Source organism: Thermococcus pacificus (assembly GCF_002214485.1).
In the GTDB taxonomy this organism is placed as follows: Archaea; Methanobacteriota_B; Thermococci; order Thermococcales; family Thermococcaceae; genus Thermococcus; species Thermococcus pacificus.
This window is the reverse complement of sequence record NZ_CP015102.1, coordinates 395010-415915: the sequence shown is the minus strand read 5'-3', so window position 1 is coordinate 415915 and position 20906 is coordinate 395010. Positions and strand designations below refer to the sequence as shown.

Below are 20906 nucleotides of genomic sequence, written 5' to 3'. Positions count from 1 at the left end.
GCAGCTACAGTGAGCATCAGCATCGATGGCGACCTAAATGACTGGCCTAGAATGCTACTGCTCCAAGATCCAATAGGAGACGCAAAATGGGAAAACAACGACATTAAGGAGGCTGGAATATACTCGGATGGTGAGTACATTTACGTAGCGGGAGTCTTCAAGAAAACAGGATGGAACAACTTTGGAATCATTCTAGATCTAATAGAACGGACAGGTGCAAAAAGTACAGCAGGACACCCTTGGGGCAGGGGTTATACCTTTGCCAGTGGGGACATAGATATGATGATAGAAACTTGGGAGTCTGACCTCAAAGGCTGGATCGTATCCAATGACAATACGTTTACGGACGTGACCTCCGAGATCAAAAGAAAGTATAGTAAAATAGATGATGACTGGATAGTTGTTGAGATAGCAATACCCATTTCAATATTCGGGGACGTCACAAATCCTGCTCTAAAGGTATCCTTCGTACTAACAGGAGGAAGTGACGGCACGCTCCAGTGGTTCTCAGATGTTGCACCAGACCAAGACGTTCCATCATGGAATAAATGGGGAGGTGCGGTTGCCCCAGCGATACTAACCCGCTTCATATTCTGGAGTCCTGATCAGCCCCTAGAGATTCAGATCGTGGACACAGAGTTCAGCTATGATCAGTACATACTAAACAAAAAAGCGACTTTGATAGCCAGTTTTATTGGACTAAACTCCTTCTACGGGCAGAAAAAATTTGAAGAGTACTACTCAAAATACCAAGACATCAACAAAGAACTAGAAGAATACTACATACCTCCAGAAGTTGGGGACAAGATATACGAGTACAACAACGAAGTTACAGATATCCTTAAACAGTACCAAGAAGGGATTACCAAGATAAGTCTTCCAGGACAAGCCTTTATTGGAGCATTTAAAATATACAGATCATACACAGACCTAAGGGAGATAGTTCTTGAAATGGAAGAGATACTAGAAAATGCCAAGAGAGGACAGTACGAAAGGAAAGAATACATGGAGGAGCTCGCCAAGAACCTCACCAAGACCATCGACGGCAACCTTGATGACTGGAGCGTGGAGCCGGTGGCCGTTGACGACGTCGGCTACGGCCAGGACGGTGCCAACCTCAAGGCCCTCTACGTCGACTACGACGACCAGTTCCTCTACATAGCTATAACCACCGAGAACAAGGCTTCTTGGAGGATCGCCTATGGCGTATCCCTCGACTACAAGGACGGCGGCTACACCACCGGCCAGGACAGCTGGGGCAGAAAGGTTGACTTCAGCAGAGGAATAGATGCCCAGCTCTACTTCTTCTGGAACGGGGAGTTCTTCGACGACAAAGGAACCAGCACGATAACCAGCGCCCAGCTCGTCCTCTGGAACGGGGCCGGCTGGGAGTACCGCGACCTCCAGTGGGTGGGCTTCTACAACTACACCGGCAGTGCCGATGACGGACTCCAGACGCTTGAAATAGCCATTCCGTGGAGCGAACTCGGAGGAAAGCCGAAGCAGATCAGCGTCGTTGCCTACGTTACCGGCCAGGGCGTCGGTGACTCGGCCGTCGACAGCCTTCCGCTCCAGGACGCGGTTAAGGACACCGACCCGGGACAGGAGTGGGGCGACGCCGACACCTTCACGGAGTTCGCGACGGTCACCATTGAGTGACCGTTACCCTTTTCTCCCGTTTCCCTTTTCTCTAAAGGTAAAGCGGAAGCAGAAGGGAATCTCATAGAACCGCGCTGGCCAAGTAGATGACTGCAGCTATCGCCAACTGGTTTGAGAAGTTGTCATCGGGCGGGAGGTTGTAGAACTCGGTTATGACCCCGACCAGGGAGCCGATAATGGCCAGGGGGAGGCCGACGAGGGACCAGAGTATGGCCACACCAGAGAAGAAGTAGGCTAAACTACCCTCGAGGCTCTTGCCGTTGGAGAAACGGTGCCTTCCGAAGGGCTTGCCCACCACCGCCGCCAGAGCGTCGCTAACAGTTGCTACCGTTATGGCCCCAACGGCGACGTTCATAGGGAAGAAATAGACCACGATGAAGGATGCGGCCGCGAAGTAGATGTGGGCGGCGACGCGGAAGCGCTCGTGCTCCCTCGTTATCTCGTCTATCTGCTTCTCAATGGCCTCAACCCTCTCAAAAACATCGCTGTCGACGTATATCCTCAGTCTCCGTTTTATTCTATCCCTGAGCTCCTCAATTATCCTAAAGGGCTCGAGGATCACGAATATGAAGAAGGCGATGGCCACAAACGTCAGGGTGAACTCCCTTCCGAAGAGGTAGTAGAGCAGGGGGACGATGAGACCGGTCATGTGGAGGGACTTACGTCTGATTTCGCTTTTCATGCTCACGCTTTATCACCTCCAGTGCCTCGGTGAGGTCTTTAACCACGTAGTCAGCATGCTTCGCAGTTCTTCCCCTGAAGTAGCCCCTCTGGACGAGTATCGTCGTGGCCCCTATCTCCTTCCCGCCGCGCATATCTGTGTCGTCCCTGTCCCCAACCACGTACACCTCATCGTCGGGGAAAATGTGCTTGGCCAGACGGAAGTTGTGGGGTTCAAGCTTGCTGTGGCCGGTCTCACCGCTGATGATCAGGGCGTCGAAGTAGTCCTTTATTCCGAGGTACTCGAGCTTCTTGCGCTGCCACTTGGTGGACGAGTCCGTGACCAGGACGACCTTTGCCCCCATCGACTTCAGACCTCTGAGGAAGGGGACGGCGTCGGGATAGAGCCGCAGGTTCGAGAAGAACACCCTGTCGACGAGGTCGGTTATCTCGTCCAGCTCCTCGGGGCGGATTTTTGAGTAGACCTTGGTCAGAAACCTCTCGACCAGCTTGTCGAAGTCAAGGGTGTGGAGCTCCCTCGACTGCTCCAGCTCGCGGTAGCGGGCGGTGATTATGTAGAAGAACGCCTTGAACTTCCTCTTCCGGATGAGGTGTGGGATCAGCCGGAGGATGCTGTACTTCCCCGCCTCCCACGTGTTGCAGAGGGTGTCGTCGAGGTCAACGAGCACAAGCATAGTTGAAAATCCTCCTGGGGCGTTTTAACCCTTTGGGTCGGACGCTAAGCTTTAAAAGATGAAGGAGAAGCCCCTAACGTATGGACGGGAAGGCACTCATACTGACCGGGATGGCCCTGATACTCATCGGGTTCCTGCTGGTGTTCATAGGCACGCTCGTTTCAGCCCTCGGGGGAGAGAGCGACGTAGAGGGCGGCGGGGTGATAATGATAGGGCCGATACCAATAGTGTTCGGTACAAACAGGGGCGCAGCGGGAGCGGCCATGGTTCTTGCGATAATCCTCATGGCCCTCTGGGTAATCGCGGCGCTTCTCTCAAGGGGGGACTGACGTGGACTTCCTGGCTGCACTGGCGATTCTCCTCGTGACCGCGAAGAGCATAGAGTGGCTGTTCGAGAGGGTGGAGATACACCCGATAATAGCCCACGTCCTGACGGGAATACTGCTCGGCCCCTTCGTCCTCGGGATCATAAAACCCACCGAGGAGCTCAAGGTTCTCGCCGAGTTCGGCCTCATAATGATGATGCTCTACATGGGGCTCACGAGCAACTTCTCCGCGATAGCCCAGAACACGAAGAAGGCAACCGTTGTTGCGGCCCTCGGAGTGGCTTTCTCCTTTGCCCTGGGGTTCCTCACTGTGGAGTTCTTTGGAAAGGGCACCACAGCGGCGATATTCATCGGGATAACCCTTGGAAACACTGCCATAGAGGTCACCAGTGGGGTGCTCGTTAAGGAGCACGTCAAGAGGACAGTCTCATCGATACTGATGGGGGCGGCCTTCGCCGACGACATAATGGCCGTCTATCTGATAGGCATAATCACCGCGCTGGCAGGGGGCGGCCTCAACCCCATCTCCTTCGGAATCCTGACGGTCAAGATATTCGCCTTCATAGCCGCGACGCTTCTCGTGTCGGAGTACGTCTTCAAGAGGGCGAGGTGGTTCTACTCCGTCGTCAGGAACCTCAACGTCTTCTTCACCTTCACGCTGATCCTCACCTTCACCCTCGCCATAATAGCCCAGTGGGCTGGGCTGAACCAGATAATAGGCGCCTACCTGGCGGGCCTCACAATAAGCAGGCTCCGGGAGAGGAAGGACCCTCTCGTCGTGACGAGGATAAAGCTCAACGAGCTGATAGAGGACCTCCAGGTCGTCCTTACGGAGTTCTTCATACCGCTGTTCTTCATCTACGTCGGCCTCATGTTCAACCCGCCCCTGGCTGACATAAGCCTGGCCCTGATAGGGGCCCTCTACCTGGCGGCGATCCTTGGGAAGCTCCTCGGCTGCGGCCTCGGCGCCAAACTCTTCGGCCTCAGCTGGAGGGACTCGGCGCTCATCGGCATCGGAATGGGCGGCAGGGGAAGCCTTGAGCTGGCCATACTTACCTTCGGGCTCAACGCGGGGCTGATAGACCAGGCCCTCTTCGCCAGCGTCATAGCCGTCTCGATGCTCACCGCGCTGACCACGCCGATATTCTTCAGGGCGTATATAAAGAGGGCAAAGGCTTAAATTCACCCCGATATAGAAGACCCACGCTGGTGAGAAAATGTTCCCGGGGCAAGGCGCGAGCGAGGAGGATGTTCTCAGGGAGCTGGAGGAGAAGACCGCGGAAGACCTGACGTTCGACTCAGGCAGGATTCTGGGGTCGATGTGCACTTATCCGCATCCATTTGCTGTTAAAGTAGTTCAGCGCTACATAGACAGGAACCTAGGTGACCCAGGGCTTCATGTGGGGAGCCAGAAAATAGAAAAAGAAGCAGTTGATATGCTAGCAAACCTCCTCGGCCTTGAGAAGGGCTACGGCCACATAGTCTCGGGCGGGACCGAGGCCAACATCCTCGCAGTAAGGGCCTTCAGGAATCTGAGCGATGTTGAAAAGCCAGAGCTGATCCTCCCGGAGAGTGCTCACTTCTCCTTCATCAAAGCCGGGGAGATGCTCGGAGTTAAGCTCATCTGGGCAAAGCTGAGGAAAGATTACTCCGTCGATGTGAGGGACGTGGAGAGCAAAATCACTGACAATACTATAGGCATCGTTGGAATCGCTGGAACCACCGGTTTGGGCGTCGTCGATGACATTCCGGCCTTGAGCGACCTGGCTTTAGACTATGGCCTTCCCCTCCACGTGGATGCGGCTTTTGGCGGCTTCGTGATTCCCTTTGCCAAGGCCCTCGGCTACGATATTCCAGACTTCGACTTCAGGCTCAAGGGGGTAAAGAGCATAACGATAGACCCCCACAAGATGGGGATGGTCCCAATCCCAGCCGGCGGAATAATCTTCCGCGAAAAGAAGTATATTGACGCTATAAGCGTTCTGGCCCCTTATCTTGCCGGTGGGAAAATATGGCAGGCGACAATAACTGGGACGAGGCCCGGTGCGAGTGCACTGGCTGTCTGGGCCATGATAAAGCACCTCGGCTTTGAGGGATACAAGGAAGTCGTTAAACGGGCGATGGAACTGAGCAGGTGGTTCGCCGGGGAGCTGAAGAAGATACCCAGCGTTTACCTCATCCGCGAGCCGGTGCTCAACATAGTTTCCTTCGGGGCGGAGGAACTGGAGAGAGTCGAAGAGGAGCTCAAGAGAAGAGGCTGGGGAATAAGCGCCCACAGGGGCTACATCAGGGTCGTTGTGATGCCCCACGTGAGGAGGGAGCACCTGGAGGAGTTTTTGAGGGATTTGAGAGAGATCGTGGCGGGCCTCACTCCGTAATCCCCTTTATGTCCACGTGGACAAAGGTCCTGTCCACCTCTGGAATCTCCTCCACGCGTTTCTTCACTTCCTCGCTGATATCGTGGGCCTCTTTCAGCGTCAGCTCCGGCGGCACCTCGATGTGGAGCTCCACGTGGAGCTTGTTCCCGACGTAGTGCGCCCGCAGGTCGTGAACGCCGAGGACGTTTGGGACGCCGAGGGCGCGCTTCTTTATCTCCTCGCAGACCTCGAAGGACGGAGCCTGGCCCGTCAGGTAGCCGATGTTCTGGAGGATTACATCAAGGGAGACCTTCATGAGGAAGACCGCCACCACGAGGCCAGCTAGAGCGTCGCCGTATCTGAATCCAAGTCTCTGTGCTCCCAACCCGACCAGAACCGCCAGACTGCTCAGAGAATCGCTCCTGTGGTGGTAGGCATCCGCTATTAGAATCTGGCTGTTGAGCTTTCTGCCGACGTGAACGGAGTAGCGGAACATGGCCTCCTTGGCGAGGATTGAGAGGAAAGTAACTCCGAGCATGATGGAGTTAACATCTATCACCTCTCCTCTCAGGAGCCTGTAGACGGAGTCGCGCCCTATCTCGTATGCGCCTATGAGGAGCGCTTCCCCGATGAGAAAAGCAACCAGCGGCTCAAAGCGCGAATGGCCAAAAGGATGACTCTGATCAGGGGGTTTGGAGGATATCCTTATCCCCGCGTAGCCGATGACGCTCGTTATCACGTCGCTCAGGGAGTGGACGCCGTCCGAGATGAGGGCTATGCTCGAGTAGAGGAACCCGATGACTAGCTTGAGCAAGGCGAGCAGAACGTTTCCGACTATAGAAAGCCAGATGGGCTTGTAAACCTCTTCCAACTTACCACCCCGCCTCGCGGCATGATGTGTTGACGCCAAACTTTATTAGGTTTTCCAATTTTATTAGAGGGCTCTAATCACAGGGATTATAAAAATAAGGAAGCGGTCAGTCCGTCACTCCATCATCACGAGCCTCAGGCAAGGCTGAAGTCATCATCCCAAGAGGACTCAAAAAGAGGAGGTTAAAAAGGTATGCTCAGCGATCACCTTTCCTTCCTCACCGGTCGGTTCGCCCATCACTCATCATCGCGTTAATTGCTTCCCTTGGGGGTTTAAGAGGTTTCCTCTCACTGCCCCGCGGTGATCCGAATGCAGATTTTTGAAGTGTCGGTGAGGCAGTCGTTGCCAGCGGCGGGGGAAAGTTGAACAGTCAAAGTTACCTTTAGGATTCCATTTTCCGGAAGTGAGCCCGAGAAGATCTGGAGTTCGCTCATATTAAGATCCTTCAGACTCTTCCCTATGTAGTCACTGAGGACTTTCTCATCACCATCCTGAGAGACGCGGAAGTCCTTGATTATCAAGTATTTACTGAGCTCACCGGTATCGGGGGTTTTATCAACCAGGGCCTCAGCCTTGCTTGGGCTGCCGTCCTCAAGGTCGGTGATGTTGAAAACCATGCCAACGAAGGAAATCGGGTAGTCTCCTCGGTTTTTGATATAGAAGTCAACAGTCCTCTCCTCTCCCGGCTGGAGGTCGTCGAAGGAGAATAGCTTATAGTCATCGTAGAACCTTTCTCCGTCCCTGCTTATGCCAATGTCAAATTCCCCGGTGGAAATCTGGTTTCCCTCGGACTTGGCCACGTCGCTGAAATACGAAACTCCAAACTTGACCCCGGCCAGAAACACCAAGAGACCGAGCACTCCAACAACCATAGCCCGTTTCATCTTAACCACCCCAAATAGTCATCGAGGAAAATCCGCGACTGAAGCTTATAAAGGTTTCTATCGAAAATAGTTAAAGACCAACTTAAATAAAGAGTTACAAAATTAGATAAAACAACCTGTAAAAGAGGATTAAACAGCCACAGAGAGCATAGAACGGTTTTCTAATACGGAACTGGACGATGTGGAGCTCCATTGTCAACAAGAAGTGTGAAATAAGAAACCCGAGCTCAGGAAAAGCCTCATCGACGGGCATACTAAGATATAGAGGGAGTGGAGTGATCCTCCGAGAGATTTATATACTCATCCTCCTTTTAATTAAATGGCATTAAATATCATTAAAGCGGGAGGTGTTCGTGATGGCTGAGGAGAAGAAGTACACGACCGTTTCCATACCGAAGCCCCTCTACGACAAGATAAAGGCCAGGATAGAGGGCACAGGGTTCACTTCGGTTTCCGACTACGTGACCTACGTCCTCCGCGAGGTCCTGGCGAGCCTCGAGGAGGAAGAGAAGGAGGAAGTCTTCACCGAAGAGGAGGAAGAGAAGGTCAAGGAGAGGCTTCGCGCCCTCGGCTACCTCGACTGATTTCGTTTTTGGGTGATAACGATGGTATCTAAGCCCCACGGCGGCAAACTCGTTAGGAGACTCGTTGCCGAGAGGACCCGCGAGAGGATCCTGAGCGAGCAGAAGGAGTATCCACGCGTTAACATAGACCACGGGAGGGCCGTAGACCTCGAGAACATCGCCCACGGCGTCTATTCTCCACTTAAAGGATTTCTAACTAGCGACGACTTTCATAGCGTCCTCGACCACATGCGCCTGAGCGACGACACTCCATGGACGATCCCAATAGTCCTCGACGTGAGAGAGAAGACCTTCGACGAGGGCGACGCGGTTCTCCTCTACCACGACGGCCTCCCAATAGCGAGGATGCACGTCGAGGAGATTTATACCTACGACAAAAAGGAGTTCGCCGTCAAGGTCTTCAAGACCGATGACCCGGCCCATCCGGGAGTGGTCAGGGTAATGAGCATGGGCGACTACCTCGTCGGCGGCGAGATAGAGCTCCTCAACGAGCTGCCGAACCCATTCGCCAAGTACACGCTGAGGCCGGTCGAGACAAGGATCCTCTTCAAGGAGCTCGGATGGAAGACGATAGTAGCCTTCCAGACGAGGAACGCCCCCCACGTCGGCCACGAGTACGTCCAGAAAGCGGCCCTTACCTTCGTCGACGGCCTCTTTATCAACCCGGTCCTCGGCAAGAAGAAGAAGGGCGACTACAGGGACGAGGTCATAATCAAGGCCTACGAAGCCCTGTTCAAGCACTACTACCCAAAGGACGCCGCGACCCTCGCGACGGTCCGCTACGAGATGCGCTACGCTGGCCCAAGGGAGGCCATTCACCACGCGATAATGAGGAAGAACTTCGGTGCGACCCACTTCATCGTCGGCCGCGACCATGCAGGCGTCGGCGACTACTACGGGCCCTACGAGGCCTGGGAGATGTTCGACAACTTCCCTGACCTCGGCATAACCCCGATGTTCATCAGGGAGGCCTTCTACTGCAGGAAGTGCGGGGGAATGGTCAACGCCAAGATATGCCCCCACAGTGAAGAGTTCCACGTCCACATAAGCGGCACGAAGCTCAGGAAGATGATAATGGCCGGCGAGCAGCCGCCGGAGTACATGATGAGGCCCGAAGTCTACGAGGTCATCAGGAGCTTTGAGAACCCCTTCGTGGAGTGATTTTCTCTCAAATTTTATCTGGAGGAATGGAGATGCACCTCATAGTTCACCACTGGGACACAGACGGGGTAACCTCGGCTGCGCTTCTCGTGAGGGCTCTTGGGCTGAAGGAGTTCACCAACATGACCGCCCCAATAGGCGAGTTCAGGTTTGACGGGCGGATATGGGACGCTATCGAAAGGGCAGAGAGGCTCTACGTCCTCGACTTCAACGTGCCTGACGAAGTGGAGAAGGTAAAGGTTCCGACGCTCTTCATCGACCACCACACCCAGCCAAAAATCAAAAACCCCCTCGTGGAGCAGGTTAACCCTTCTCTTGAGGGCAAATACTATCCCTCATGCTCGCTCGTCGTCTCGGAATACTTCGGGATATGGAACGCTTGGAGCGCCCTTGGCGTCGTTGGCGACATCGGGGAGAAGGCCTTCGAGCTAGAGACTGTTAACGAGCTCCTCCGGAAAGCAAACCTATCGCGGACGGAAGCCTTAAGGCTGGTCGAGCTAATTGACTCCAACTACATCGCGATGGAGAGGGAAGCCGTCGAGGAAGCGGTGACAGTTCTCCTTGAAAGCGAAATCAAAGACCTTCTCGAATACGAACCCTGGATCAAAAAGGCCAAGGCAATAAGGGACGCAATCGAGAACGCCCTTTCGAGCGTTGAGGAGAAGAACGGCTTTGCCCTCGTGGAGTTCGAAAGCCCCTACAACGTGATCTCAAAGGTCGCGAGAAAGCTCGTCTGGGAGATGAACTACCGGGGTGCGGTCGTCGTAAACAGGAACTTCCACGGGAAGGCTCAGGTCTACTTCCGCATCTCCCCGGAGGAGGCGGAGAGGATAGACATGGGTAAAGTCATCACTCGCCTTAGGGGGCTCGGAACGAACGCTGGCGGAAAGCGGGAGGTTCTCGGCTGCGTCTGTGAGAGGGATAAAATAGATGACGTCCTCAAAATCATTGAGGAATACCTGAGGTGAGAGTTATGGAGTTTGGAAAGAAGGTTAGGGAAGGAATGGAGAACACCAAGCGTGTCTTCGTCATAGGCCTTGATTCGGCCCCACCGGAACTTCTGTTCAACCGCTTCATTGACGACATGCCCAACGTCAAGAGGCTCCTGGAGAAGTCCGTTTACGGCCCTATGCAGACCGGGATCCCGGCGATAACAATCCCAATGTGGATGGTGATGGTCACGGGGAAGACGCCGGGCGAGCTTGGTCTCTACGGCTTCAGGCACAGGACTGGCTATTCCTACACGGACTACTGGATAGCACACAGCAGGAAGGTGAAAGAACCCACGCTCTGGGACTACCTCGGCGAGCGCGGTAAGGAGTCGATAATAGTCGGCGTCCCGCCAACGTATCCCCCCAAGCCCATTAAGGGCCACCTCGTCAGCTGTTTCATAACCCCCGATGCTAGCGTCGACTACACATATCCAAAGGAACTCAAGGGCGAGATTGAGCGCCTCGTTGGCGAGTACATATTCGACGTCCCCTTCAGGAAAGAAGCCAAGGACGAGGTGAAAGAGGGCATCTGGGAAATGACGGAAAAGCGCTTTGAGGTGATAAGGTACCTCCTCCAGGAGAAGGACTGGGACTACTTCCACTTCGTCGAGATAGGCTTGGATAGACTCCACCACGCATTCTGGCGCTACTTCGATGAAAATCACCACCTCTACCCGGGGAAGGGCAACAAGTACGAAAACGTCATCCCTGACTACTACAAGCTTCTCGATAAGGAGATAGGCGAAACCCTCAAGCTCATCGACCTCGACGAGACGGCCGTCTTCATTGTCTCCGACCACGGAATAAAGGCCATGCACGGCAACTTCGCCGTAAACCAGTGGCTGGCCGAGGAGGGGTTGCTGAAGGTCAGGAACCCAGAGGTTCTTCACGACGGGAAGGTAAAGCGCTTTGAGCAAATTGAAATCGACTGGAAGGAGACCACCGCCTGGGGATGGGGCGGCTACTACTCCCGCGTCTTCCTCAACGTCCTCGGAAGGGAGAAGGAAGGAAAGATACCGCTTTCGAAGTTCGAAAAGGTGAGAGACGAGGTAGCAGAGCAGATAAAATCTATACGCGGCCCCAACGGCGAGAAGTGGGACACAAAGGTGTTCTACCCCGAGGAAATCTACCCTGAGGCGAAGGGCAGCAAGCCGGACATAATGGTCTACTTCGACAACCTCAACTGGCGCGCGGCGGGAACCGTTGGACATCCGACCAACTACCTGCCGGAGAACGACACCGGGCCTGACGATGCCAACCACTCCGAGTTCGGGGTGTTCTCAATGTACTTGCCCGGCTTCGACGAGAGCAGGGCAACTCAGCTGACGATCTACGACTTCGCGCCAACGATACTCCGGCTCTTCGGCATAGAAGAACCGATAAAGAGTATGCACGGGAGGAGCATCCTCTGAGCTTTAGTTTCCCACATTTCATTATTAGTTCATAGAATTGGGGGGAGCTGAAATGACAGGACTCAAAAACCTTGAAAAAGGATTCACAATCTGGCTCACCGGGCCAAGCGGTGCCGGGAAGACAACTTTAGCCGTTAAGCTGGCAAAAAGGCTGAGGGAAATGGGTTACCGCGTGGAGATACTCGACGGGGACACGATAAGGAAGACCCTCTATCCGAACCTTGGCTTTTCCAAGGAAGCTAGGGAGATGCACAACAGGGTTGTAATCCACATGGCCAAGCTCCTCAGCAGGAACGGCGTCATAGCGATAGTCTCTCTGATATCGCCGTACAGGGCCGTCCGCGAGTACGCGAGGAAGGAGATAGTGGACTTTATCGAGGTCTACGTTTACGCGCCCCTTGAAGTCAGGATCCAGCGCGACCCCAAGGGGCTCTACGCCAAGGCATTGAGGGGGGAAATAAAGGGCCTCACAGGCTACGACGGGGTCTACGAGGAGCCCGAGAACCCGGAAGTTAGGGTGGACAGCTCGAAGATGACCCCCGAGGAAGAGGTCGAGGCCGTCATAACAAAGGCCCGCGAGATGGGCTACCTGCCCTGATTCTCAAAGGAGGGAGGGCGTTGAATCCCGTATTCGTAGGATTGGGCCTCCTGGTCGGCTTCCTTGTCGGCCTCACTGGGGTCGGCGGCGGGGCGCTGATGACGCCCTCCCTCATATTCCTCGGTGTCGAGCCACTGGTGGCCGTTGGCACGGACCTCCTTTACGCCACGGTCACGAGGGTCTTCGGCGTCTTCTTCCACGGAAGAAAGGGCAGAATAAGGTACGACATAGCACTGAGGCTCTTCGCCGGGAGCGCCCCTGCGATAATCCTTGGAGGAGTGCTCCTCCGCTGGGTCAACAGGGAGGTTCTCAACGAGTACCTCACGGTTCTCCTCGGAGCTGTCCTCGTTGCGAGCGCGGTTCTGAGCCTCCTCAAGGGGGAGATTCACCTCCCAATACGGCCCAGATGGGCCTACGTCTACCTCCTCGGCTTCGTGGTCGGTCTGACCGTCCAGTTCACGTCCGTTGGAGCCGGCGTGATAGTGAGCTTTACCCTCATGAACGTGGTCAGACTCGAACCGAAGGACGTTGTCGGCGTGACGATAACCTACGGCCTGGCCCTATCAACCTTCAGCTTCATGAACTACGCGAGCGTTGGGAGCGTCGATTATGGAATAGCGTCCCTCCTCGTCCTCGGAACGATTCCTGGAGTCTACCTCGGCACCCATGTGAGCAGGAACGCGGACGGGGCGAAGCTTAAAAAGGCGATAAACATCATAATCCTGCTGATAGGGCTCTTCACACTAATGAGCGGGTGAGCGGCTTGGACGAAACCGGGAAGGCACTCCAGAAGGTCGCCAGAGGCATGGGGATAGTCCTCGTGGGAACGGTAATCTCGATGTTCCTCACCTTTCTGAGCAGGGCTTTGATAGCGAGGTACTTCGACAGGTACCAGTACGGCTCTTTTACGCTGACCATGACCATCATGAGCATAGCAATGACGGTAGCACTTCTCGGCCTCCAGAGCGGCCTCCCCAGGGAGATATCCCTCTACTTGAGGGAGAGAAAAGAAGACGTTCCTGCTCTAGTCTCAACCGGGCTTACGATGGCCATAATCGCGTCCGTGATAATGGCAATGGTAACAGCTTACCTCTCCCCATACATCTCCCCCCTGCTCAACGACCGCTACCTCAGCGAGACCCTCCGCCTGGCGGCCCCCGCGCTGCCCTTCATGGTTCTGACGATGCTCCTGGTCGCGATTTCCAGGGGGTACGGGAGGGTGCGCGAGAACCTGTACTTCCGCAACCTTTTGCCGCCGCTCCTCTTCTTCTTGATACTCATTACGGGCATCCTGCTGGGCTTCGGATTCACCTTTGTCTTCATCGCCTACGTTATTTCTCAATTTCTCTCATCCGGGATAGCAACCATAGGAATGATAAGGCTCGGTCTGCTCCCCAGAAGGTTGCACTTCAGCCCGAGACTGGCAAAGGAGCTCTTCTTGTTTTCCTTCCCCCTCATGCTCACCGGCATCCTCGACTACGTTATGGGGTGGACGGATTCGCTTATGCTGGGATACTACTTTAACCCCGACATTGTTGGACTCTACAATGGGGCGGCGCCGATAGCAAGGCTTTTGCCGCTCTTCCTCAACTCGATGGGCTTCCTCTACATGCCCATAGCAACGGCCTTCTTCACAAAAGGGGACATCGAGGGGATGGACAAACTCTACAGGACCACTGCCAGGTGGGTGTTCCTTCTCACGTTCCCGGTATTCATGTTTGTCTTCGTTTTCCCGGAGAGTGCTATAGGGCTATTCTTTGGGCCCAAATACGTTGAGGCCGCCACAGCCCTCAGGATCCTCTCCGCGGGCTTCATGTTCCACGTGATTATGGGCCTCAACGGCATGAGCCTCATAGCGATAGGCGAGCCGCGCGCCAACTTGATTGGGAACATATTCGCGGCAACTGCGAACATCGTTCTGAACGTCCTTCTGATACCGCTGTATGGCATTGAAGGTGCAGCCGTTGCGACGGCGGTTTCGTATATAATGGCCAACATCTACAGAACATGGCAGCTCTACAGGAAGACCGGTGTCCATCCATTTGGAAGGAACTACCTGAAGGTTCTCATGGCGGGACTGACCATGATCATCATTATGGTCACGACGAGGGTCAACAGCGGAGTAATGACCGCTGTTGCCGCAACCCTCGTGGCTTATGTTCTTTACCTCCCAGTTATACTCCTAGCGAAGACAGTGGAAAAGGAGGATGTGGAGCTCCTTGAAGCAATTGAGGCAAAGTTTGGGGTAAACCTTAGGCCAGTTAAGAAGTTGTTGCTTAGGTTTGTCTCATGACTTTACTCTTCTATGGCCTCCATCGGGCAAGGGCGTCGTAATCCGGCTCAGGCCGCTCATCGTAGAAGTCCAGGCCGAACCAGGAGACAACTTCGAGTATATCCTTCACCTGCCTCTCGCTCAGCTGATCCTTCCACTTGAGAAGCTGCTTAGGTGTGCCAATGTACTCCCTTCCGTAGCTCTTCCTCGTCACCATACTAGGCTTCCTCATCTTCTTCCAGGCCTCCTCAGGAACCTCCTCGCCGATGTAACGGAAGACCCGCCTGAACTCCTCCTCAGGCTCCCTTATCAGTCTCTCATAGACCACCGTGTACCAGGGGTATGGCTTCTCGGAAGCGAGGGGTATGTAGTTCTCAAAGGCCCAGATGGCTGCCAGACGCTTTATTTCAGAGTTAATTCCCATCAAATGCATGATAAGCTTCTTGTTCTCCGAAAGCTCTGGAACCTTGTTGACTTCATTCAGGAGTTGCTCTACCGTTATCCTCGAGTGATACCCAGTAGTGAGCTGGGAGGCTATTGTGGCACACGGATGGCGGATTATGAAGTAATAGCCCCTTATCTTAAAGGTTCTCGCCGCCCAGGGTAGAATCGTGTTCCCCCTGACGAACTTGACGACAAGCTTTGAGCCCTTCAGCCTCTTGATGACGCCCATCCTGTAGGGGAACTGAATGTAAACCTTTCCGGAGAGACTTCTTTCCAGGTACTCCCTTATGCGGTTGTATTCACCCGGAAGGGGAACGTAGGGGTCATAGGGAAAACCTATCCTGCCGAACTCGGGGTAATACCTCGGATGAAAGGGCTCGAAAACGGATCGGTACTCCGGGAGCGATTCCAAAATCTCCATAAGCCACGTGGAGCCGGAGCGGCGGGAGCCGAAAACGGCGATAGTATCCTTTGGAGAGTAATTGTGAATCCTCGACGCGGCGATGTCAACGAGCATGTTGAACTTTGCCAGCGTTTTAAGCAGCAGGGGCCTCATCAGCCCCTTGTGGCTGGTAGGAGTTATAAACCTTACTGGGTTTAGTATTGTATTAGCGCGTGAGCCTGAAAGACGTAGGAGAAGAGGTGTACCCGATGGAAACCGGAAGAATAGTGATCCTTGGCATAGATGGGCTGGAATATAACCTAGTTGAGGAATGGAACCTAGAATACATCAAGCAGAAAGCTCACTCCAAAACCGACCTCTCGGACTTCGAGGTCATAGTAACCCCCCCGATATGGGCGTCGATGCTGACAGGAAGGAAAATCCCAGAGATAGAGGAGCCCTTCATCAAGAGGCAGAAGTTCATCGCCAATAAGGGCAACATAACGAAGGTTAAAACCCCCTGGTATGTCAAACTCGGGGCAAAGATACTCCCCCTCTCGATAAGGAAGAGGATCGGCGATGCCATGACTCCTGACCCGTTTAAGGAGACTTACGACTATCTCCTCAAGACAAGGAAGTACAGAACCATATTCGACTACTTCGAGAAGACCTGGACGAACGGCGTTCCCTCCTACGGCAGAAACGTCTCAACCCCAGAAATTAAGGAAGCTATGTACAAGGCTGTTAAGGGCAATCTAAAGCCCCTCCTAGAGTACGCTTTTAGGACTTATGAGACGGACAGGAAGGCACTTTTTGAGGCGCTTGAGGGTGACTATGAACTGATATTCTGGTACACTCCCTTTCTCGACGAGATATCACACTTCCTGATACGGAAGAAGCTCAAGCTCATGAACGTCTATTTCGATCTCAACAAACTCGTGAAGAACGTCTCCGAAAAGCTCGACGAAGACGACGTGCTGTACATAATCTCGGACCACGGTATGGAACCTATTCCAGGGGACCCAAGGGGCGGCGACCACTCCGATCACGGGTTTTTCAGCAGTAATACTGGAGAAACTATAAAAAAACCCCAGGATCTCTTTGAGCTAGTTGTTAGTAAATCAAGAGCGTATTATCCATAACACTTTCCGAATATTGTTACGCAGGCTCATATCTTTTTTGCGAACTCCATATTTTTCTCGAGACTATGTAGTTTTCATGCCAAGAAATACCCGGCAAGAAGTCCACTGGCTTTTGTAGGGTTACCAAAGAGAGCAAAGTGCAAAAGAACCTTGACTTCCTCCCATTCTGAAGGGCGAATCTTTCAGAAGAAAAAGTAATACTCAGAGAGACTACAGGGGAACCAAAGGAGCTTTTTGAAATTGTGTAGTTCAAAAATCTGAACGTTTAGTGAAATAGCAACGAATTATTCTCTCTCCAGAACCTTTTTGTAAGCTTTGAGGGTTTCCCTAGCTATATTATCCCAGCTAAACCTGTCCAGTGGGGCCCTAGCAGGTCTCTTCTCTAAAATGGCCCACTCAAGGGCATTGCTTAAGGTATCGCCTGTCAACTCACCCGTATACAGCATGACCCACTCTTTTCCCACGGAATCTCTTAATTCAATCATACTTCCCTTAGCGGGAGCAAGAACAGGGCGGTCAAAAGAAAGTGCCAGCAGAGCCGAACCAGAATTTAGGATTTCAGAGTAAGGCAGTACTACAAGATCAGCAGAGTTAAGGTACACCTGGATTTCCTCTGAAGGTATGAACTTCGGATGAAACATTATCCTGCTATCACTCTTTACTAGTTTGAACAACTGATTGGTAAGTTCCCTGTCAACGGGTTTCCCTGCGATAACAAGTCTAACGTCTTTTTCAGGAAGTGAATTGAACGCCCTGATTAGCGAGGGCAGATTTTTGTACTTCCTAATCTGCCCAATAAAGAGGATAACCCTAGAGTCCATTGGAAGTCCAAGGAGCGCCCTTGCTTGTTTACGGGAGATATTGTTGGGATACACATCTCGATAGTGGCCATGTGGGATTACAAAGCCAGGGACACGTCTCAGCTGTGGGTACGTCCTAAAAAGCTCTTCTTGACCTATGGAAGTTAAACTTATATGGCCGTCCACCATGCCTAAGAAGCGCTCCCAAAATCTTTCCTCAAGCTTCGGATGAAACCCCTCATGAGATCTAAGATTATGTACTGTCCAGACTATTTTAATACCTCGCTTTCGTGCAATCCCCATAAGGGAAAGGAAGGCCTTGGCTCTAAGAGTTGCCATTAAATAAGAGGGGGTATTGAGTACTAGCTCCGGCCAATGAATGTGCCATATATCGTATCCACCTCGAACAAGCTTCCAGACAGAAAACTCTTCAACTCTAATCCCAAGTGCTATTAGATTTTCGTATAATAATGAATTATAGGGGTTTATTTTCCTATTTCGGAAGGCAGGGAGCGCAATGATTTTCATGGACATACCCCACTATCTTCTACAAGGCAACTACCAATATAAACTTTAATAAGCAACTAAACTAGGAAACCTAAGGTGAGTATCTATGCGCATCTCAGTCATCGGCTCTGGTTATGTTGGCCTTGTCACGGGAATGGGATTTGTTAAACTCGGCAATGAAGTCATCTTCGTCGACGTGGACGAGAATAAAATCCAAATGATAAACAACGCCCAACCCCCAATCTACGAAGAAGGCCTCGAAGAACTCATGAGAGAGTTTAAAGGCAAATACCACGCCACCAAAAACTATCGCGAGGCAATTCTGAATTCAGACGTTACATTCATAGCCGTCGGAACACCCTCAAGAGAAGACGGCTCAATCGACCTAAAATACGTTAAAGCCGCAAGCAAATCAATCGGCGAAGCCCTAAGAGAGAAGACAGGCCACCATGTCATAGTCGTTAAGAGCACAGTCCTCCCAGGCACTACAGAAGAAGTTGTGAAACCCATCCTCGAAGAAACCTCGGGCAAGAAAGCCTTCAAAGACTTTGGCCTCGCAATGAACCCCGAATTCTTAAGGGAAGGCGTTGCACTAAAAGACTTCCTCAACCCGGACAGGATTGTAATCGGAACCCAAGACGAAAGAACGAGAAAAGTCCTAGAAGAACTTTACGCTCCAATCAACGCTCCAAAACTCTTCACCGACATTAAAACAGCAGAAATGATCAAGTACGCGTCAAACGCCTTCCTCGCTACAAAAATAAGCTTCGCCAACGAGATTGGGAACATTTGCAAAAAGCTCGGCATAGACTCGTGGAAGGTTTTCGAGGGTGTTGGCTTAGACCACAGGATTAGTCCATACTTCTTCAGGACTGGAATCGGTTGGGGTGGTTCCTGCTTCCCGAAGGATACTAGGGCTTTAATCAGAAAGGCTGAGGAGCTTGGGGAGGACCCGATAATCATTAAAGCGGCTGTTGAAGTTAACGAGAGACAGCCACTCAAGCTAATAGAACTGCTCAAAAAACACGTTCCGGACTTGAAGGGAAGAAAAGTCGGACTCCTCGGCCTGGCCTTCAAGCCGAACACTGATGACGTTCGCGAGACGAGGGCTTACATTGTCGTCAAAAAACTCCTTGAGGAAGGTGCCAACGTTATCGCTTATGACCCTCAGGGCATGGGGAACTTCAAGCGCTTTTACCCGGACGTTGGGGAGAGGATAAAGTACGCTTCCACTCCAGAAGAAGTTTTGAATTCGACGGATGTTATTCTGATAGTGACGGAGTGGCCGCAGTTCGAGGAGTTGGACTACTCTGGCAGGATTGTGATTGATGGGAGGCGGGTTAGGGCTGCTGAGAGGACGGCAAGGGTTTACGAGGGGGTGTGCTGGTGAGGGTGAGAAAGGCGGTTATTCCGGCGGCTGGTCTCGGCACGAGAATGCTTCCAATAACCAAGTCAATGCCCAAGGAGATGCTTCCAATAGTGGACAAGCCGGTAATTCATTATGTTGTCGAGGAGGCTATAAAGGCAGGAATCGATGACATTCTCATAATTACCGGAAAGGGAAAGCGCGCTATTGAGGATTACTTTGACAGGAGTTTTGAGCTGGAGTATTACTTGAGGGAGAAGGGGAATCTGGGGCAGTTGAGGCAGGTTGAGGAAATCGGGGAAATGGTGGACATCTACTACGTGCGACAGAAGAAGCCCTTAGGTTTGGGCGATGCCATTCTCCACGCTGAGAAACACGTGAACGGGGAACCCTTTGCGGTTCTCCTAGGCGACGATATCATCATAAGCGAAAAACCAGGTATCAAACAACTCATAGAGGTTGCAGAAAAGAAAGACGCGCCAGTTATCGGTGTTGAGGAAGTACCGTGGGAGTTGGTCAGCAGGTACGGGATAGTGGAAGGGGAACTTGTCAGTCGCAGCTTATATCGGATAAAGGACATGGTAGAAAAACCATCTCCCTCTGAGGCTCCCGGCAACATCGCCATAATAGGCAGGTACATCCTCCCACCCGAAATTTTTGAGTTCCTCAGAAGAACGCCGCCGGGGAAAGGTGGCGAGATCCAGCTCACCGACGCCCTTAGAGAAATGCTAAAAGAACAGGACATGTTTGCGAAGGTAATTGATGGGGAAAGATATGACGTCGGGAGCCGTGCAGGGTTTATAAGGGCGAACCTGGAAATCAGCCTGTCAAGAGGGGACCTAAGAGAAGAAGTAATAAAGCTCATGAAAAGTGTTCTCAGGGAGGTTCAGGATGAGTAGGCCAGAGGTCTCGGTGATAATCCCCACGTACAATCGGGCCCATCTGCTCAAAAGGGCTATAGAAAGCGTTCTCAGACAGAGCTTTGATGATTTTGAACTGATCGTGGTTGACGACGCATCTCCAGATAACACGCAGGAAGTTGTCGAGAGCCTAGACGATGGTAGGATCCGGTACATACGCCTCAAAAAGAATTCTGGAGGTCCCGTGGCAAGAAACACCGGAATAAAAAAAGCCCGGGGTAGATTCATTGCCCTTCTCGACGACGATGATGAGTGGTTTCCCCATAGATTGGAAGTTCAGATTAAAAAGTTCGAAGAAATCGGGAAAGAATTTGGGGTTGTGTATGGCGGATTCTATTACGTGTCCCAACAGGATGGAAGAATCCTCGGAAAGAGACTCCCGAAGTTTAAGGGAGACGTGTACACTCACCTTTTAAAGGAGAACTTCATAGGGAGCCCAACCCTTCTCATAAGACGAGAATGCTTCAAGAAGGCAGGTCTCTTTGATCCAGCCCTCACCAGTTCTCAGGACTGGGATATGTGGCTCAGGATAGCCCGTTATTATGAGTTCGACTATGTCAACGAGATAGTGGCCAAGTACTACGTCCACGGTCGGCAGATATCGTTCAACATGAAGAAGTACATCCCCGGGCGAGAACGATTCATCAGCAAACACAAAGACATTAACAAAGACCCAAGGATAATGAGCCTTCACCTGAGCCAGATGGGGATGCTACTGATTCTAGGTGGGAATCCAGAGAAAGGCCTAAAGTACGTGGCACGTTCCGTCGCGATGTCCCCCTTTAACCTAGAGAACTACCTGAAGCTCATGGAGCTAGCGATGGACTCCCGCTCCATGGAGTACATAAAGAAGATACTCCACTTCAACAGGTGA

At 52.5% G+C, this 20906-nt stretch carries 21 protein-coding genes; 15 read left to right on the top strand and 6 right to left on the bottom strand.

Annotated features, from left to right (window positions below; genetic code table 11):
- Nucleotides 1-279: 279 nt before the first annotated feature.
- Nucleotides 280-1659 (top strand): hypothetical protein, encoded by a 1380-nt coding sequence (locus A3L08_RS02410; protein ID WP_088853521.1) that lies wholly within the window; start codon nt 280-282, stop codon nt 1657-1659.
- A 61-nt stretch (nt 1660-1720) separates the two neighbouring features.
- Here the strand turns inward: A3L08_RS02410 and A3L08_RS02405 are convergent, their stop codons facing one another.
- Together A3L08_RS02405 and A3L08_RS02400 are read right to left on the bottom strand one after the other, a co-directional pair.
- A complete protein-coding gene (locus tag A3L08_RS02405) occupies nt 1721-2347 on the bottom strand; it encodes a diacylglycerol/polyprenol kinase family protein (protein WP_198362128.1) in 627 nt (208 codons plus the stop codon).
- Nucleotides 2319-3014 carry an HAD family hydrolase gene (locus A3L08_RS02400; protein ID WP_088853520.1) on the bottom strand — a complete coding sequence of 232 codons (696 nt, stop codon included), beginning with the start codon at nt 3012-3014 and terminating at the stop codon, nt 2319-2321. The genes A3L08_RS02405 and A3L08_RS02400 overlap by 29 nt, the downstream gene beginning before the upstream one ends.
- Before the next feature lie 80 nt (nt 3015-3094).
- On the opposite strand from A3L08_RS02400, the gene A3L08_RS02395 reads away from it, so the two are divergent.
- Genes A3L08_RS02395 through mfnA form a run of 3 tightly spaced genes read left to right on the top strand, consistent with a single transcriptional unit; the run spans nt 3095 to nt 5718 of the window.
- Nucleotides 3095-3343 carry a TIGR00304 family membrane protein gene (locus tag A3L08_RS02395; RefSeq protein ID WP_088853519.1) on the top strand — a complete coding sequence of 83 codons (249 nt, stop codon included), beginning with the start codon at nt 3095-3097 and terminating at the stop codon, nt 3341-3343.
- Between the two features lies 1 nt (nt 3344).
- The gene (locus A3L08_RS02390; protein ID WP_088853518.1) at nt 3345-4520 is read left to right on the top strand and encodes a cation:proton antiporter; all 1176 of its coding nucleotides are present in this window, start codon (nt 3345-3347) and stop codon (nt 4518-4520) included.
- A 37-nt stretch (nt 4521-4557) separates the two neighbouring features.
- Complete coding sequence (gene mfnA / locus A3L08_RS02385; protein WP_088853517.1) at nt 4558-5718, top strand: tyrosine decarboxylase MfnA; 1161 nt, start codon at nt 4558-4560, stop codon at nt 5716-5718.
- On the opposite strand, the gene A3L08_RS02380 is transcribed toward mfnA, so the two are convergent.
- Both A3L08_RS02380 and A3L08_RS02375 read right to left on the bottom strand, forming a co-directional pair.
- Nucleotides 5708-6568, bottom strand: coding sequence for a cation diffusion facilitator family transporter (locus A3L08_RS02380; protein ID WP_088853516.1), 861 nt, complete (start codon nt 6566-6568; stop codon nt 5708-5710). The genes mfnA and A3L08_RS02380 overlap by 11 nt on opposite strands.
- A 287-nt stretch (nt 6569-6855) precedes the next feature.
- The gene (locus A3L08_RS02375; protein ID WP_088853515.1) at nt 6856-7452 is read right to left on the bottom strand and encodes a TasA family protein; all 597 of its coding nucleotides are present in this window, start codon (nt 7450-7452) and stop codon (nt 6856-6858) included.
- 356 nt (nt 7453-7808) lie between these two features.
- On the opposite strand from A3L08_RS02375, the gene A3L08_RS02370 reads away from it, so the two are divergent.
- The 7 genes from A3L08_RS02370 to A3L08_RS02340 are packed head-to-tail and all read left to right on the top strand — an operon-like array spanning nt 7809 to nt 14492.
- Nucleotides 7809-8036 carry a ribbon-helix-helix domain-containing protein gene (locus A3L08_RS02370; protein WP_014788819.1) on the top strand — a complete coding sequence of 76 codons (228 nt, stop codon included), beginning with the start codon at nt 7809-7811 and terminating at the stop codon, nt 8034-8036.
- A gap of 21 nt (nt 8037-8057) precedes the next feature.
- A complete protein-coding gene (sat, locus tag A3L08_RS02365) occupies nt 8058-9197 on the top strand; it encodes a sulfate adenylyltransferase (protein WP_088853514.1) in 1140 nt (379 codons plus the stop codon).
- A gap of 32 nt (nt 9198-9229) precedes the next feature.
- Nucleotides 9230-10165 carry a DHH family phosphoesterase gene (locus tag A3L08_RS02360; RefSeq protein WP_088853513.1) on the top strand — a complete coding sequence of 312 codons (936 nt, stop codon included), beginning with the start codon at nt 9230-9232 and terminating at the stop codon, nt 10163-10165.
- 5 nt (nt 10166-10170) lie between these two features.
- Nucleotides 10171-11601 carry an alkaline phosphatase family protein gene (locus A3L08_RS02355; RefSeq protein WP_088853512.1) on the top strand — a complete coding sequence of 477 codons (1431 nt, stop codon included), beginning with the start codon at nt 10171-10173 and terminating at the stop codon, nt 11599-11601.
- A 52-nt stretch (nt 11602-11653) separates the two neighbouring features.
- Nucleotides 11654-12199, top strand: coding sequence for an adenylyl-sulfate kinase (cysC, locus tag A3L08_RS02350; protein ID WP_088853511.1), 546 nt, complete (start codon nt 11654-11656; stop codon nt 12197-12199).
- 20 nt (nt 12200-12219) lie between these two features.
- Nucleotides 12220-12957, top strand: coding sequence for a sulfite exporter TauE/SafE family protein (locus tag A3L08_RS02345; RefSeq protein WP_088853510.1), 738 nt, complete (start codon nt 12220-12222; stop codon nt 12955-12957).
- Complete coding sequence (locus tag A3L08_RS02340; RefSeq protein WP_232461746.1) at nt 12954-14492, top strand: flippase; 1539 nt, start codon at nt 12954-12956, stop codon at nt 14490-14492. Before A3L08_RS02345 ends, A3L08_RS02340 begins: the two co-directional genes overlap by 4 nt.
- 10 nt (nt 14493-14502) lie before the next feature.
- On the opposite strand, the gene A3L08_RS02335 is transcribed toward A3L08_RS02340, so the two are convergent.
- A complete protein-coding gene (locus A3L08_RS02335; RefSeq protein ID WP_088853508.1) occupies nt 14503-15471 on the bottom strand; it encodes a sulfotransferase family protein in 969 nt (322 codons plus the stop codon).
- A 95-nt stretch (nt 15472-15566) separates the two neighbouring features.
- Here A3L08_RS02335 and A3L08_RS02330 point away from each other — a divergent pair, with 95 nt between their 5' ends.
- A complete protein-coding gene (locus A3L08_RS02330; RefSeq protein ID WP_088853507.1) occupies nt 15567-16439 on the top strand; it encodes an alkaline phosphatase family protein in 873 nt (290 codons plus the stop codon).
- A 284-nt stretch (nt 16440-16723) separates the two neighbouring features.
- Here A3L08_RS02330 and A3L08_RS02325 read toward each other — a convergent pair whose 3' ends face one another.
- On the bottom strand, nt 16724-17767 hold the full coding sequence (locus A3L08_RS02325; protein ID WP_088854867.1) for a glycosyltransferase: 1044 nt from the start codon (nt 17765-17767) through the stop codon (nt 16724-16726).
- Between the two features lie 85 nt (nt 17768-17852).
- Here A3L08_RS02325 and A3L08_RS02320 point away from each other — a divergent pair, with 85 nt between their 5' ends.
- Genes A3L08_RS02320 through A3L08_RS02310 form a run of 3 tightly spaced genes read left to right on the top strand, consistent with a single transcriptional unit; the run spans nt 17853 to nt 20906 of the window.
- Entirely contained in the window at nt 17853-19136 is a 1284-nt protein-coding gene (locus A3L08_RS02320) for a UDP-glucose dehydrogenase family protein (RefSeq protein WP_088853506.1), read from the top strand.
- On the top strand, nt 19133-20011 hold the full coding sequence (gene galU / locus A3L08_RS02315; RefSeq protein WP_088853505.1) for a UTP--glucose-1-phosphate uridylyltransferase GalU: 879 nt from the start codon (nt 19133-19135) through the stop codon (nt 20009-20011). The genes A3L08_RS02320 and galU overlap by 4 nt, the downstream gene beginning before the upstream one ends.
- Nucleotides 20004-20906 (top strand): glycosyltransferase family 2 protein, encoded by a 903-nt coding sequence (locus A3L08_RS02310; RefSeq protein ID WP_088853504.1) that lies wholly within the window; start codon nt 20004-20006, stop codon nt 20904-20906. Before galU ends, A3L08_RS02310 begins: the two co-directional genes overlap by 8 nt.

Excerpts from the sequence above, each read along its gene's own strand:
- A3L08_RS02410 (WP_088853521.1), top strand. The coding sequence starts at position 280 with ATGATGATAGAAACTTGGGAGTCTGACCTCAAAGGCTGGATCGTATCC.
- A3L08_RS02400 (WP_088853520.1), bottom strand. The coding sequence starts at position 3,014 with ATGCTTGTGCTCGTTGACCTCGACGACACCCTCTGCAACACGTGGGAG.
- A3L08_RS02395 (WP_088853519.1), top strand. The coding sequence starts at position 3,095 with ATGGACGGGAAGGCACTCATACTGACCGGGATGGCCCTGATACTCATC.
- mfnA (WP_088853517.1), top strand. The coding sequence starts at position 4,558 with ATGTTCCCGGGGCAAGGCGCGAGCGAGGAGGATGTTCTCAGGGAGCTG.
- A3L08_RS02375 (WP_088853515.1), bottom strand. The coding sequence starts at position 7,452 with ATGAAACGGGCTATGGTTGTTGGAGTGCTCGGTCTCTTGGTGTTTCTG.
- A3L08_RS02370 (WP_014788819.1), top strand. The coding sequence starts at position 7,809 with ATGGCTGAGGAGAAGAAGTACACGACCGTTTCCATACCGAAGCCCCTC.
- sat (WP_088853514.1), top strand. The coding sequence starts at position 8,058 with ATGGTATCTAAGCCCCACGGCGGCAAACTCGTTAGGAGACTCGTTGCC.
- A3L08_RS02360 (WP_088853513.1), top strand. The coding sequence starts at position 9,230 with ATGCACCTCATAGTTCACCACTGGGACACAGACGGGGTAACCTCGGCT.
- A3L08_RS02355 (WP_088853512.1), top strand. The coding sequence starts at position 10,171 with ATGGAGTTTGGAAAGAAGGTTAGGGAAGGAATGGAGAACACCAAGCGT.
- cysC (WP_088853511.1), top strand. The coding sequence starts at position 11,654 with ATGACAGGACTCAAAAACCTTGAAAAAGGATTCACAATCTGGCTCACC.
- A3L08_RS02335 (WP_088853508.1), bottom strand. The coding sequence starts at position 15,471 with ATGAGGCCCCTGCTGCTTAAAACGCTGGCAAAGTTCAACATGCTCGTT.
- A3L08_RS02330 (WP_088853507.1), top strand. The coding sequence starts at position 15,567 with ATGGAAACCGGAAGAATAGTGATCCTTGGCATAGATGGGCTGGAATAT.
- A3L08_RS02325 (WP_088854867.1), bottom strand. The coding sequence starts at position 17,767 with ATGAAAATCATTGCGCTCCCTGCCTTCCGAAATAGGAAAATAAACCCC.
- A3L08_RS02320 (WP_088853506.1), top strand. The coding sequence starts at position 17,853 with ATGCGCATCTCAGTCATCGGCTCTGGTTATGTTGGCCTTGTCACGGGA.
- A3L08_RS02310 (WP_088853504.1), top strand. The coding sequence starts at position 20,004 with ATGAGTAGGCCAGAGGTCTCGGTGATAATCCCCACGTACAATCGGGCC.